We start from the raw sequence: 14704 nt of genomic DNA, 5'->3' as shown, positions 1-14704 counted from the left end.
GGTGGACATTAACATAACGGTAGCAAGGCGGGTGGCTGCTTTTTTAAATTCCGCCCCGGGGTATCCCCGCGCATTATTTTTGAAAGGAATGGGAACGATGCAAGGAAAAGTGAAGTGGTTTAACAATGAAAAAGGCTTTGGATTCATAGAACGAGAGGATGGCGATGATGTATTTGTCCACTACTCGTCAATCAAGGCTGAAGGCTACAAGTCTTTGGAAGAAGGACAGGAAGTCGAGTTTGAAATTGTAGAAGGGGAACGTGGTCCGCAGGCTGCAAACGTTAATAAAATGTAGGTTTCATTTTGTATTGAAAAAATCATACGAATATCATGAATCCGCTCCTGGCCCATGTCGGCAGGGGCGGTTTAGGGTTGGCGATAAATAATTTTACAAAAATTTCGACATAATTTCTGTTTTGGCAGGAATGAAAGAGTGGAATGTAGAATATAAGATTTATCGAAAGGAGGAGTTTACTTGATGAATTATAATGTTCGAGGTGAAAACCTAGAGGTGACTCCGGCTCTAAGAAGCTATGTGGAGAAGAAAGTGGGCAAGCTGGAGCGTTATTTCGACACGACGCCGGTAGCGGACGTTCATGTCAGAATGCAAGTGCAGAACAACGAGAATATTTTAGAAGTCACCATCCCGATGCCGCAGCTGCTGCTGCGCGCGGAAGAAACGCACGCTGATATGTATGCTGCGATCGACCTGGTGGTGGAGAAGCTCGAACGGCAGATCCGCAAATATAAAACGAAGGTAAATCGCAAGTTCCGCCAGAGCGGAAGCGTGAAGTATATGTTTAAAAATGATATCGAAGAACTAAATAATGAACTGGCAACAAATGGAGAGCCTTCTAATGAAGAATTTCCGGAAGGAGAAGTGGACGAACTGGAAATCGTCCGGACCAAACGATTTAATCTTAAGCCGATGGATGCAGAGGAAGCCATTCTGCAGATGGACATGCTCGGCCACGCGTTTTTCGTATTTTCTAATGCTGTCAGCGGCGATACTAATGTTGTGTACCGCAGAAGAGACGGCCGCTACGGCTTAATTGAACCTGAATAAATTTACATTTGAAGCTCAACGTTACACCTCGAGGGTGATAAATGAAGAAAATAAATACGGTGACCTGCATCGTATTGTATAAAAAAATGGGCTGTTTTCTTTGAGAAAAGAAACAGCCCTTTTCCTATGTCATCCCTGTTTACCCTTGACCTTAACCGTCAATTTCCGACATCGTTCTACTGAAGTCGGATGCCGCCTTAAATTTCTACAGCAATTTCCCTGTTATTGCTGCCTGGTTTTATCCTCTGCCATCACGTTGTAAGCATGCTTGGAAACTGATAAAATGATTATCAAGTATGAGCATAATTCCATTGGTTTAATTATAGAGAGGACGATGATCTGATAATGATCGGCTTGTTGAAAAAGGTGATTGGTGATACAAATCAACGGCAGGTGAAAAAGCTCCAGAAGACGACTGAGGAAATAGAGTCGTATGCTGATGAGATGAAGAAGCTTTCGGATGACGGCCTGCGGGCAAAAACGGAGGAATTCAAACGGCGATACGCAGAAGGAGAAACACTTGAAAAGCTTCTCCCAGAGGCGTTTTCGGTAGTGCGTGAGGCATCTACACGTGTGCTTGGAATAACGCCGTTTCCGGTTCAGCTGATGGGTGCGGTGGTTCTCCATGAGGGGGATATTTCAGAAATGAAAACTGGGGAAGGAAAGACCCTGGTTGCGACGATGCCGGTGTATTTAAATGCGATTACCGGCAAAGGGGTTCATGTCGTGACGGTGAATGATTACCTTGCCCGCCGTGATAGTGAGGAAATGGGGAAACTATATAATTTTCTTGGTTTGACAGTCGGCTTAAATTTGAAGGGCCTGACGAAGGAAGAAAAGCGCGAAGCATATAATGCCGATATTACCCACGGAACAAATAATGAATTCGGCTTTGATTATCTGAGGGACAATATGGTGCTCTACAAGGAGAAAATGGTTCAGCGGCCGCTTCATTTTGCCGTGGTCGACGAAGTGGATTCGATTTTAATCGATGAGGCACGGACTCCGTTGATTATTTCCGGCTCCGTCGAGCAGTCGACGAAACTCTATGTGGCAACCAATGCATTTATGCGCCATTTGAAAAGTGAAGAGGATTATACGTATGATGAAAAAACGAAAAATGTGCAGCTGACGGAGGAAGGTGTGAACAAGGCAGAACAGGCCTTTAAGATAGACAACCTTTTCGACCAGCGCCATGTTACGCTGATTCACCATATAAATCAGGCACTGAAGGCGCATGTGGCGATGCACCGCGACGCGGATTATGTAGTAGAGGACGGACAGGTAGTCATTGTCGACCAGTTTACTGGACGTTTGATGACAGGGCGCCGCTACAGCGATGGCCTTCACCAGGCGATTGAAGCGAAGGAAGGACTTCAGGTACAGAAGGAGAGCATGACTCTTGCTTCCATTACATTTCAGAACTACTTCCGGATGTACAATAAGCTTGCCGGCATGACCGGTACGGCCAAAACGGAGGAAGAAGAGTTCCGGAACATTTACAATATGAATGTAACTTCTATTCCGACAAATCAGCCGATTGTGCGGGATGATAAGCCGGATATGATATATAAATCAAAAGAAGGGAAATTTCGTGCAGTGGTCCGCCAGATAGAAGAGCTGTATAAGTCAGGGCAGCCGGTGCTGGTAGGTACGGCTAGTGTAGACACGTCAGAGCTTGTATCTGGAATGCTGAAAAAACGAAAGGTCCCGCATAATGTATTAAATGCGAAAAACCACGAGAATGAAGCAAAAATTATTGAGGACGCCGGACAGCGCGGGGCTGTGACAATTGCAACCAATATGGCCGGCCGGGGCACCGATATTAAGCTCGGAAGCGGAGTAAGAGACGCTGGAGGGTTATTCGTGCTCGGAACCGAACGCCATGAATCGAGGCGGATTGATAATCAGCTTCGCGGGCGTTCCGGCCGTCAGGGTGATCCAGGGGTATCACAATTTTATTTATCGATGGAAGATGAATTAATGCGCCGCTTCGGCTCAGATAATATGCGCGGCATGATGGAACGCCTCGGAATGGAAGAGGACCAGCCGATTGAAAGCAAGCTCGTCAGCCGTGCGGTCGAACAAGCCCAAAAACGGGTGGAGGGGCACAACTTCGATGCGCGTAAACAGGTGCTGCAGTATGATGATGTAATGCGTGAACAGCGCGATATTATATATGCCCAGCGCATGGAAGTGCTCGAATCTGAAAACTTAAGCGAAATTGTGAAAAACATGATGAAAAGCGTAGTAGAACGCGGAGTCAGCCTATATACCCCAGAGGATGAAGTTCCGGAAGACTGGAACATTGAAGGTCTCGTCAACTATATGAAAGGGACCGTGTTGAAAGAGGATGACGTGACCGAACGTGAGCTCCGAAAGCTCGAGCCGGAGGAAATGGTAGAGCTGATAATGGAAAAAGTAGACGAACGATACAGCGAAAAAGAAGAAGAGCTTACCTCAGAAACGATGCGGGAGTTTGAAAAGGTTATTATGCTGCGTGCCGTAGACCGGAAGTGGATGAATCATATAGACCAGATGGACCAGCTCCGTCAGGGTATTCATCTGCGTGCCTATGCACAGAATGATCCGCTCCGTGAATATCGTTTTGAAGGATTTAATATGTTTGAAGAAATGGTAGCTTCTATCGAAGAAGAAGTGGCCACATATGTAATGAAGGCCCAGGTTCGGAACAACCTGGAGCGCAAGGAAGTGGCAGAAGGGCAGGCTGTCCATGGGAACAATACCGAACGTCAGCGCCAGAACCAAAAGCGGCGCCCCGTACGCCGGACGGAGACAGTTGGGCGAAATGAACCGTGCCCGTGCGGAAGCGGCAAAAAATACAAGCACTGTCATGGACGGCAGCAGGAGGAAGCACAGTAGGATGGTATTAGGAGGGGCGCCAGCGCAGGCATTGCCGGCCCCCTCCGTTTTTACGGTTTTTATACTACGATGAGGTGATGATTGCATGGATATGGCAGAAATTCGCAATGAATTAACGACAATGGCTAAGCGATTAGCGGACTTTAGGGGGTCTCTTTGACCTCGCTGAGAAGGAGGAGCGTATAGCGGAGCTTGAAGAAAAAATGACGGAGCCTGGATTTTGGGATGACCCGAACGCCTCAAAAAAAGTAATTAATGAAAATAATGCACTAAAAGAGAGTGTAAACGGATATAAAGAACTGGCCGAAACGTTTGATGATCTTGAGATTTCATATGAGCTCGTCAAGGAAGAAAACGATGCAGAATTATGGCAGGAGCTGGATAGCGGGATGAAAGCTCTAATGAACAGCTTGAATGATTTTGAACTGCAGATGCTGCTGAATGAGCCATATGATAAAAGTAACGCCATCCTCGAGCTGCATCCGGGTGCAGGCGGAACAGAATCACAGGACTGGGCGTCAATGCTACTGCGGATGTATAAACGCTGGGCGGAAAAACGCAGTTTTTCCGTCGAAACACTGGATTATCTGCCGGGAGATGAGGCAGGAGTGAAAAGCGTGACCCTGCTGATTAAGGGGCACAACGCGTACGGTTATCTTAAGGCGGAAAAAGGGGTTCACCGTCTCGTAAGAATTTCACCGTTTGATTCTTCGGGCCGCCGTCACACTTCCTTTGCTTCCTGTGATGTGATGCCGGAATTGGATGACGAAGTTGATATCGACATTAATACCGAGGATTTAAAAATAGACACATACCGCTCCAGCGGGGCCGGCGGGCAGCATGTTAATACGACAGACTCAGCGGTACGCATCACGCACGTTCCTACTAACACAGTTGTAACGTGCCAGAGTGAACGTTCACAGATAAAAAACCGCGAAAGAGCCATGAAAATGTTAAAGGCGAAATTATATCAGCTTAAGATTGAAGAGCAGCAGCAGGAACTCGATGAAATCCGCGGCGAACAAAAAGAAATCGGCTGGGGCAGCCAGATTCGTTCCTATGTATTCCACCCGTACAATATGGTGAAGGATCATCGGACCAATCATGAGATTGGTAACACGTCAGCAGTAATGGACGGTAATATTGATCCGTTTATAGATGAATATTTGCGATTAAGCATCAATGTATGATAAGGAAGGCGCGGCGCCGGGAATCGGCGCCGTTTTGTCTGCAAAGAATAAGAATGTGGTAGTGCTCGATGAGGTCCGCATCACTGGAATTGCTAAAACCACACGGCCAGGAATTTATTAAAAGAAAGGAGAGGCTCGGATGAGTGTGAAAAAACGGCGGCGGGAGCCGCTTTCGAAGAACGTTCGTCTCATACTGCATGCAGTGCTCATTTTTGCCGGGTCCTCAATTGTCGCGGTAGCCTATAATTTATTTTTGCTCCCAAATCAAATTGCATCCGGCGGTGTGAGCGGGTTTGCAACCATTATGAATGACCTCACGGGACTTGAACCGGCTTTGATTTTGTGGGCAATGAATATACCGTTATTTATTGCAGGTCTTTTATTGCTCGGGGGCTGGAAGTATGGAAGCAAAACACTTGCTGGATCATTATTTCTGCCGTTCGTTGTTTACATAACAAGAGAGCTCCCGCCAGCGGTAGAAGATCCACTGCTCGGGGCATTATTCGGCGGGATTGGCGTCGGATTCGGCCTGGGATTAGTTTTTCGAGCAAATGCTTCAACGGGAGGGACGGATCTCGCAGCTCAGATCATTCATAAATACACCGGAGCCTCGCTAGGTGCCTGTGTGTTCGTCATCGATGGGCTGATCGTCGTTTCTTCCGCTTTTGTGTTCAGTATTGAATTTGCTCTTTACGCCCTCATTGCCCTTTTTGTAACTGGAAAAACAATAGACATTGTTCAGACCGGTGTGGGGTATGCTAAAATTGCGCTCATTATTACGAAGGAAGAAAATGCAGTCAGTACTGCGATTTTGAACAGAGTTGATCGCGGAGTAACGAGGCTTGCAGGCTATGGTGGGTACACAAATGACCCGCGTCCGGTGCTCATGTGTGTAGTAAACCGCAATGAAGTCACCAAATTAAAACAATTCGTTCAAGCGGCTGATCCTCATGCCTTTGTGATCGTAGCAAACGCTACAGAGGTCCTTGGTGAAGGTTTCAAAAAAGAAGGCTCAGGGTATAATTAGTGAGAATTAATATGTAAATTTTTCTAGTTCAGGAGGGAAACTCAATGAAGAAATTTCTTACAGCAGCTGCCGGCGGGCTGATTATTATACTTGGCGCCTGTGGTGGTGGCGGAGATGAGGAGGATTCTGCCGGTGATGGCGGCGGCGAATCGTACGATGAAGCAGCCGCAGAGGAAGCCTTTCAGGGAAACTGTGCACAATGCCATGGTGAAAACTTAGAAGGCGGAAGCGGTCCTGCGTTAGAAGGAGAAGGTCTGTCGCAGGATGAAGTACTTTCGATGATTGAAGAAGGCGGAAGCGGCATGCCTTCTGGTATTGTGGAAGGGCAAGAAGCAGAAAATGTTGCACAATGGGTTTCTGAGAAGTCCGAATGACAACGTAATGCCCGATTCGACAGACCCCCCATTCGGATCGGGCTTTTATTATCACCGCAATTCAAATCTACTGGTTCTTATTACCTGCGAAAAACCTCTCACTAACTCCCTAAATTGTTCATGATTTGTGTAAAAACCCCTGCCTTATTACACCCCTTATAACAAACTTGAAATGAAATTGTAATACTATTTTAGCGTTTGAGAGAATGCAAAAATGATATAATGACATAGGTGCAAAAATGACAAAAAAACAGTTTTTACGTCAAAAATTGTAGAATAACGATGTAATACATAAATACTTGGGATCTCCAAGTATATTTTCATGCACCAGTGCAATTTTTTCTCAAAAAACAATCGGACAGGCACCAGGAAAAACAACAAACAATTGTTTGCTTCAGGAAGTGGTATCGTAATGATAGAAATGAAAGAAGTTTCAAAGACTTATTCCAACGGTGTTAATGCCCTTAATGCCATCGATATTTCCATAAAAAAAGGGGAATTCGTATATGTGGTCGGGCCCAGCGGCGCTGGAAAGTCCACCTTTATAAAAATGATGTACCGTGAGGAAAAACCTTCCAACGGAAATATCATTGTGAACGGAACAGATTTGTCGAAGGTAAAAGAACGGCATGTCCCTTATTTAAGACGGAAAATCGGTGTGATCTTCCAGGACTTTAAGCTGCTTCCGAGCTTAACCGTATTTGAAAATGTAGCTTTTGCACTTGAAGTCATCGGCGAGCGCAGAGATGTGATCCGAAAAAAAGTTATGAATGTGTTAGAAATTGTACGGTTAAAGCATAAAGCACGCTTCCTGCCGAACGAGCTTTCCGGAGGCGAGCAGCAGCGTGTCACCATTGCAAGAGCAGTTGTGAATAACCCGAGTGTAGTCATCGCCGATGAGCCGACCGGCAACCTTGACCCCGACACATCATGGGAAATAATGGAAATACTAGAGGATATTAACCGCCGCGGGACGACCATCATAATGGCTACCCATAACCGTGAGATTGTAAACACAATTAAGAAAAGAGTTATTGCGATTGAATCCGGCCGTATCGTCCGTGATGAGTGGAGAGGGGGCTACGGGTATGAAAGGTAGAACCCTCACCCGCCACATAAAAGAAGGCACAAAGAATATCGGCCGTAATGGCTGGATGAGCTTTGCTTCGATCAGTGCAGTAACAATTATGCTGTTTGTAGTGGGAGTTTTTCTGCTTCTAATCATGAATGTGAATCAATTCATGGAAAACGTTGAAAACGACGTTGAAGTCAGGGTATACATAGATCTAACTGCTGATGAGCAGGAACAGGAAGCTCTCGAAGAAGAGCTGGAGCAGACCGAACACGTAGAGAGTGTTTCGTTTCTTGGCAAGGATGAAGGGCTGGATCAATTAATTGAAAGTCTCGGCGACGAAGGGAAAGCATTTGAATCACTCCGAGATGAAAACCCACTTAACGACACCTATATACTTCAGGCTACTGATCCGCAGCTGACCGAAGAGGTGGCTGAAGAAGTAGAGGCTCTGCCCAACATTGACCGTGTCGATTACGGCGAGCAGGTAGTGGAACAATTGTTTGAAGCAACTAACGTCCTGAGGATTATCGGGATTGCATTAGTTCTCGGCTTAATGTTCACGGCCATGTTCTTAATTTCGAATACAATCAAATTGACAATCGTTGCGAGAAGAAAAGAAATACAGATTATGAAGCTTGTGGGGGCAACCAATGGCTTTATTCGCTGGCCGTTCTTTATAGAAGGGCTGCTGCTTGGTGTATTAGGAGCTCTTCCGCCGGTTGCAGCTGTGGTCTTCGGTTACCAGTATATAACCGAAGAATTCGGAAGCAGGCTTCAGATTAATTTTGCTGAGTTAATGCCTGTCTATCCTCTTACCATGCAGGTATCTCTTATTCTACTGGGAATAGGTGCTCTTGTCGGTGTTTGGGGAAGCATTGCTTCCGTTCGGAAGTTTTTAAAAGTCTAATAGTACGATTGGGGTAGAAATAGAGGAGGAAAACCGGGGATGAAGAAAAAAGCTATTAAAAGCTTTCTTGCTTTCATGATTGTAACATCAGGATTTGCATATGGTGCAGGCAGTACGGCATCGGCAAATGAAGAGCTGAGAGAAAAGCTTGAGGATCTAGAGGAAAAAAAGAACAGCAATGATTCCGAATCGGAAGAAGCTGAATCGGAGCGTGAAGAGATCCTTAACGATATTCAAGAAATTCAAGAAGAGATCCGGGAGCTAGATGAAGAAATGGCTTCCACAAACGAAGATATTTCTGAAAAAGAAGACGACATTTCTGAGACAGAATCTAGAATCGATGAACTGCATGAGCAGATCGAAGAGCTTGAAGAACGAATAGCAGAACGAGATGAATTGCTGAAAGACCGGGTTCGTGCAATGTATCAAAATGGCGGATCGGTTGACTATCTTGAAGTGTTGATGGGGGCAAACAGTTTCGGCGATCTGCTTGACCGAGTATCTGCGCTGAATACAATCGCAGATCAGGACCGCGACATTCTCGAGAGTCACATTAAAGACCAGGAAGATCTTGAAGCAGCAAAAGCGGAAGTAGAAGAACAGCTCAGCTCTTTAGAAGAAAGCAAGGCAAATTTGGAAGACTTGAAAGCAGAACAGGAGAGTCAGCAATCAGAGAAGGAAAACATCCTCGGCGGCCTTGAAGATGATGAAGAACTGCTCGAAGAAACGTTAATTGCACTTGAAGATGAAGAGGCACTGCTTCAGGAACAGGAAGAGGCTGCCCAAAAGGAATTAGAAGCGTATGAAACCCGCGAGGCAGAAAAGCGTGAGGAGGAAGAACGCCGTGAAGCTGAAGCAGCGGCGGCCGCAGAAGAGGAAGAAGAAGCTGAAGAAGAAAGCTCAGACAGCTCTGAATCTGATAGCTCCGAGTCAGACAGCTCTGATTCCAGCAGCTCGAGCAGCAGCGCAGCACCTTCTGACAGCGGCGGAACGCTGATGAAACCGGCTGAAGGCAGTTACACTTCTGAGTATGGACAGCGCTGGGGCAGAATGCATCACGGCATTGATATCGGTTCCGGCGGCCGCAGTGGTATCCCAATTGTCGCTGCTGAAAGCGGCACCGTCGTTAATTCAAGCTACATGAACGGATATGGAAATACTGTTATGATTTCACATAACATTGGCGGAAAGCAGATCACAACATTATATGCCCATATGTCTTCGACTAAGGTTTCTTCCGGACAAAGCATTTCCCGCGGAGACCAAATAGGCGTCATGGGGGAAACTGGCGCATCCCAGGGGGTTCATCTTCATTTTGAAGTGCATGAAGGCTCGTGGAATGGATCTAAATCAAATTCTGTGAATCCTAGAAACTATCTTCCATAATGACAATATAAATAACAGATACATTCATGCACATCCTTGTTAAAAACAAAATAAGGATGTGCTATTTTTTTAGGAGGAAAACCAGGTCCATTTGCTGGATGCGGAAATAAGTTTCGTTATTCTTTCAAATTGGAGCTATTAGCGGAACCAGGGTCCGGAGAAACCGGGCGTACCCACAAGTCAGGTTTTTCTTTAAAGCAAGGCGCTGCCTGCGGGGCCTTGCTTTAAAGCATGTCACGAGAAAGCTCTCATGACTGCCTTGGGCAGCAATGAGAGCTTTAGCTTTTTACTCTTCAATTATTTCCTTCAATTTCTTGATCACATATTCAATATCGTCCATTGATGAGGCTCGTCCGAGACTGAATCGAATGGCTCCTTTCCCGCGTTCCTCGCTGATTCCCATGGCGCGGAGGACAGGGGAGAGCTGCACGATATCAGAATGACAGGAAGCGCCGGTCGAGGCGGCTACTTCCGGCATTCGTGCCAGCACTTCCTGGCCGATTTCTCCGAGAAAACTGACATTAAGTGTGTTGGGGAGCCGTTCATCAGGATGTCCATTCAGCTGAACCTTTTCTCCGAAAGTGCGCTTTAACTGCTGAAAAAAGAAGTCGGTCAAGGAGCGCCATTTAATTGATATTTCTTCCATTTCCAGCGCTAGTTCAGAAGCGCGCCCCAGTGCTGCAGCAAGGATGACATTTTCGGTGCCGGCCCGGCGGCCACGTTCGTGGCCAGCCCCGTGCATGAAGCTTTCAAGAGGAGTGCCGCTTCTGACATAAAGGGCACCGACCCCCTTCGGTGCATATAATTTATGCCCAGCCACTGAAAGGAGGTCTACTCCTAGTTCGTCCACATGCACAGGAATTTTCCCGATTGATTGAGCTGCATCACAGTGCAGTAATACACCATATTTTTTTGCAATAGATGAGATTTCTTTCAATGGCTGAATCGAGCCGGTTTCATTGTTGGCGTGCATCACAGAGATAAGAATTGTATCTTCGGTAATGGCTGCTTCAATCTCCGCCGGATCAACGACGCCGTGTTCATCAACACCTATCCAGGTTAGAGCAGCTCCTTTGTTTTTCAGGTATCGGCATGGTTCGAGAATGGCAGGATGTTCAATGGTTGTAGTAATGATTTGGCTGCCGGGGCGGCCGAGCGCATCCCAAACCCCTTTTAAGGCATGGTTGTTAGCTTCCGTACCTCCGCTTGTAAAAATAATTTCTTCACACTCTGCACTAATCAGCTCCGTCACTTGGAGGCGTGCGTTTTCCACAGCCTTTTTGGCTGGAATGCCTGCCCAGTGGGAAGCAGAAGGGTTGCCGCTGCTTTGATCGAGTGTATTCACAATCGTCTCACGAACTTCAGCTGCGAGCGGAGTGCTCGCATTGTAATCTAAATAAATGTGTTTCATTCAGAATATTGCACTCCTTAATTACGTTTCCATTGTAACCGTTAGTAGGGTCTATTGTACTTGGAAATCATGGATTTGTCGTTCCTTCTTAGATACTTTTTTAAAATTTTGTAAAGATATTGACTTCTTAATATCGAAATCCGATATCGGATGTTAATATCAAAAGGAGGTGATTTAGATGTACCAGGATTTTTTTTCGGGCTTTATCAAAATCCATATTTTACATCACGCAAAAGAAGAGCCTGTTTACGGCAAGTATCTGATAGATGAATTAGCTTCACACGGTTACCGGGTCAGTCCGGGGACGATCTATCCAGTGCTGCATGATATGCAAAAGAAGGGCTATTTATCACGTAAGGAAAGAAATGTAGAAGGCCGGATTCGTAAGTATTACACAATTACTAATCACGGACTAACAGCTCTAGAGGAAACCAAGGCAAAAATTAGAGAACTGATGAAAGAAGTTATGGATGAGTAATAGGAGGTTTTTATATGAATAAAAATTCCGGATCAGTTTTGGAAGTATTTATTGTCGCACTGCGGCTGGGACTGACCTCTTTTGGAGGTCCAATTGCTCATCTTGGTTATTTTCATGAAGAGTATGTGCGTCGCAGAAAATGGCTGAGTGAGCAGAATTACGCTGACCTTGTCGCATTAGCGCAGTTTTTACCGGGACCAGCGAGCAGCCAGGTAGGGATTGGAATTGGCATGTCCAGAGCGGGCATTTTGGGAGGATTTTTTTCATTTCTTGGTTTCACGCTGCCGTCAGTTATAGCATTGATTTTATTTGCCTTTTTTCTGCAAAGCGCAGATGTTGGTGACGCCGGATGGCTGAATGGGCTGAAGCTTGTAGCAGTAGCGGTGGTCGCTCATGCGATTATTGGCATGGGGAAAAAACTTGCTCCAGATAAAGAACGCGCTACGATAGCGATCGCAGCAATGATTATTCTGCTTCTCTGGGAAGCGATGTACAGTCAGGTGCTGATCATTCTTGCGGCTGGTGTTCTCGGTTTGTATTTATATAAAAAGCACTCCGTGGAAGAAGCAGTATCTCCGATGTCGGTACCTGTTCGAAAGCAGACTGGGGCGATTTGTCTTAGTGTATTTCTTGGTCTGCTTCTTCTGCTTCCGCTGGCTCGCCAGGTTGTCACGTTGGAGAGCCTGGAGATCTTTGACAGCTTTTATAGGGCAGGGGCTCTCGTTTTCGGAGGAGGCCATGTAGTGCTTCCGCTGTTAGAACAAGAGATAGTCGGGCAGGGCTGGGTAGATGCAGAACAGTTTTTAGCCGGATATGGGGCTGCGCAGGCGGTACCGGGACCCCTTTTTACTTTTGCTTCATATCTCGGGGCGGTATCCGGTGGTTTGGGTATGGCACTAGTGGCTTCTGCTGCAATTTTTCTGCCTGCTTTTCTTCTCATTATTGGAAGCCTTCCTTTTTGGAACGATTTACGGACCAACCCACGTATTCAAGCAGCACTTTTCGGTGTGAACGCTGCAGTGGTCGGCATTCTTGCAGCTGCGTTTTATGACCCGATTTTTACAAGCGCTGTTACTTCTGCTGTGGATTTTGCGGCAGCTGCTGCATTGTTCGGGCTGCTTTCATACTGGAAGCGGCCGGCCTGGGAAGTGGTCATTGTCGGAATACTGGCAGGACTGGTGCTGGGGTTGTGAAATACCTTATTCTGATGAGCTATTGCTCCCTATCTTTTATTTTGCGTAATAATCATTTATCCTCGGGCAGCATTCATGCTAAAATATAGGAAGGAACGTACCACTTTTTTCACTTTGAAAAGACATAAGTCAAGAATCATCGATAGCAATCGACAGTATGATACACAACCGGGGTGGAAAATAAATGAAAAAAAATGCGAAAACGGTATCCGCCGTTTTGGGAACCGCCTTGCTTGCGGGAGCAGGCGGAGTGTTCGCCGGCATAAATATAGATGATGAAGATGTTCCCCGTTCTGTTTCGAGTAACACGGATAGTCAGGAAGAGTCTGCAGAATCCGAGGGAAGCGGAGACGGGGAAGCAAGTGAAAAGTTTGAACAGATGTACAATATGATCAGCGAGCAGTACGTAGAAAAAGTAAATGAAGAAGAGTTGATGGAAGGCGCTTTTGAAGGAATGGTCAAAACGCTTGGTGATCCACACTCTTCTTATATGGATAAAGATACAGCCGGGGAGTTTTCTCAATCGCTGGAGTCTTCTTTTGAAGGAATTGGCGCTGAGGTGAGCATGGTGGATGACACGGTTACGATTGTGTCCCCTTTCCGCGATTCTCCGGCTGAAGAAGCGGGACTGCAGCCAAATGATCAGATCCTGGCTGTTGATGGAGAAGATACAGAAGGGGAGTCTTTAAATGAAACCGTTCTGAAGATCCGCGGCGAAAAGGGTTCAAAGGTTACCCTTACTGTCCAGCGGGAAGGCTCTTCTGACCCATTTGATGTGGATGTCGAACGAGATGAAATTCCGGTGGAAACAGTATATTCTGAAGTGACGGAACAGAATGGAAGACAAATCGGAACCATTGAAATTACATCCTTCTCCGAATCAACTGCTGAGGAGTTTGAAAATCAGCTGGAAAAGCTGGAAGCAGAAGAGATAGATGGACTGATAATTGACGTGCGCGGAAATCCGGGCGGATTTCTTGACAGTGTCGAGGATATCGGAGATCTGATTATTCCGGGAGACGATAAGCCGGTCGTGCAGATTGAAGACCGTGCAGGAGAAACTGTCCGCTCTCTATCCTCCCTGGAGGAGAGAAAAGACTATCCAATTGTCGGTTTGATTGATAAAGGCAGCGTATCAGCTTCTGAAATTTTGGCTGCAGCTTTGAAGGAAGCAGGCGGCTATGAGCTGGTCGGCAACACGACCTATGGTAAAGGAACGGTCCAGCAGTCGATGCCGTTTGACGACGGCAGTGAATTAAAACTATCTATGTTTAAATGGCTTACTCCGGACGGAAATTGGATAAATGAAGAAGGCGTGGAGCCAACTATCGAAACTGATCAGCCTGACTATTTCTATTCCGCCGCTCTCTCATCAGAAGAAGAGCTTCAGCTCGATGACATCGGAGAGCAGGTTGAAATAGCCCAGAATATCTTAAAAGGTCTCGGTCATGATCCGGGACGTACAGACGGATATTTTGATGAGCAGACCGAGGCTGCAGTCGAATCGTTCCAGGAGGAAGCAGAGGATATCTCCGTATCCGGAACGATCGATGAAGAGACAGCCGGAGCAATGAATCAGGCTATGTTTGAACTGATTCAGGATCCAGACAATGACAGACAAATGGAAAAAGCACTCGAAGTTGTAAATGAACAAATTCAAGAATAAATGTTTGGAAAATGGAGCGGAGTGCATCTTTCAGAAAGCTGAACCTGA

The 14704-nt window shown here is 46.2% G+C and carries 13 protein-coding genes; 12 read left to right on the top strand and 1 reads right to left on the bottom strand.

Annotation, left to right across the window (positions count from 1 at the left end; genetic code table 11):
- Positions 1-97 precede the first annotated feature (97 nt).
- The 9 genes from ACE4RR_RS03735 (at position 98) to ACE4RR_RS03695 (ending at position 9908) form a co-directional block, all read left to right on the top strand.
- Positions 98-295 carry a cold shock domain-containing protein gene (locus ACE4RR_RS03735; RefSeq protein ID WP_375534209.1) on the top strand — a complete coding sequence of 66 codons (198 nt, stop codon included), beginning with the start codon at positions 98-100 and terminating at the stop codon, positions 293-295.
- Between the two features lie 183 nt (positions 296-478).
- Positions 479-1066, top strand: coding sequence for a ribosome hibernation-promoting factor, HPF/YfiA family (hpf, locus tag ACE4RR_RS03730; protein WP_375534208.1), 588 nt, complete (start codon positions 479-481; stop codon positions 1064-1066).
- Between the two features lie 345 nt (positions 1067-1411).
- A complete protein-coding gene (gene secA, locus ACE4RR_RS03725) occupies positions 1412-3949 on the top strand; it encodes a preprotein translocase subunit SecA (protein ID WP_375534055.1) in 2538 nt (845 codons plus the stop codon).
- An 85-nt stretch (positions 3950-4034) separates the two neighbouring features.
- Positions 4035-5139 (top strand): peptide chain release factor 2 gene (gene prfB, locus ACE4RR_RS03720; protein WP_375534054.1). Its coding sequence is split into 2 segments (ribosomal slippage): positions 4035-4106 and positions 4108-5139, totalling 1104 coding nucleotides; the frame shifts between segments, so codons are not numbered across the junction.
- Between the two features lie 139 nt (positions 5140-5278).
- Positions 5279-6166 carry a YitT family protein gene (locus ACE4RR_RS03715; RefSeq protein WP_375534053.1) on the top strand — a complete coding sequence of 296 codons (888 nt, stop codon included), beginning with the start codon at positions 5279-5281 and terminating at the stop codon, positions 6164-6166.
- 44 nt (positions 6167-6210) lie between these two features.
- Positions 6211-6540, top strand: a complete 330-nt coding sequence (locus tag ACE4RR_RS03710) for a c-type cytochrome (protein ID WP_375534052.1) — start codon at positions 6211-6213, stop codon at positions 6538-6540.
- A 412-nt stretch (positions 6541-6952) separates the two neighbouring features.
- Positions 6953-7639: a cell division ATP-binding protein FtsE gene (ftsE, locus tag ACE4RR_RS03705; RefSeq protein WP_375534051.1), complete on the top strand. Its 687-nt coding sequence runs from the start codon at positions 6953-6955 to the stop codon at positions 7637-7639.
- Positions 7629-8522, top strand: a complete 894-nt coding sequence (gene ftsX / locus ACE4RR_RS03700; RefSeq protein WP_375534050.1) for a permease-like cell division protein FtsX — start codon at positions 7629-7631, stop codon at positions 8520-8522. The genes ftsE and ftsX overlap by 11 nt, the downstream gene beginning before the upstream one ends.
- A 39-nt stretch (positions 8523-8561) precedes the next feature.
- Entirely contained in the window at positions 8562-9908 is a 1347-nt protein-coding gene (locus ACE4RR_RS03695) for a murein hydrolase activator EnvC family protein (protein ID WP_375534049.1), read from the top strand.
- Between the two features lie 286 nt (positions 9909-10194).
- On the opposite strand, the gene ACE4RR_RS03690 is transcribed toward ACE4RR_RS03695, so the two are convergent.
- Entirely contained in the window at positions 10195-11319 is a 1125-nt protein-coding gene (locus ACE4RR_RS03690) for a cysteine desulfurase family protein (RefSeq protein WP_375534048.1), read from the bottom strand.
- 178 nt (positions 11320-11497) lie between these two features.
- Between ACE4RR_RS03690 and ACE4RR_RS03685 the strand changes: the two genes are divergently transcribed.
- The 3 genes from ACE4RR_RS03685 to ACE4RR_RS03675 all read left to right on the top strand — a co-directional run bounded on the left by ACE4RR_RS03685 (position 11498) and on the right by ACE4RR_RS03675 (position 14656).
- Complete coding sequence (locus tag ACE4RR_RS03685) at positions 11498-11797, top strand: PadR family transcriptional regulator (RefSeq protein ID WP_375534047.1); 300 nt, start codon at positions 11498-11500, stop codon at positions 11795-11797.
- 14 nt (positions 11798-11811) lie between these two features.
- Positions 11812-12990 (top strand): chromate efflux transporter, encoded by a 1179-nt coding sequence (gene chrA, locus ACE4RR_RS03680; protein WP_375534046.1) that lies wholly within the window; start codon positions 11812-11814, stop codon positions 12988-12990.
- Positions 12991-13174: 184 nt separating this feature from the next.
- Complete coding sequence (locus ACE4RR_RS03675) at positions 13175-14656, top strand: S41 family peptidase (protein WP_375534045.1); 1482 nt, start codon at positions 13175-13177, stop codon at positions 14654-14656.
- Positions 14657-14704 lie beyond the last annotated feature (48 nt).

It is taken from the genome of Alteribacillus sp. HJP-4 (assembly GCF_042139015.1).
In the GTDB taxonomy this organism is placed as follows: domain Bacteria; phylum Bacillota; class Bacilli; order Bacillales; family Marinococcaceae; genus JBHIKY01.
Note: the sequence above shows the minus strand (reverse complement) of the source record. Positions and strands in the feature narration are given on the sequence as shown.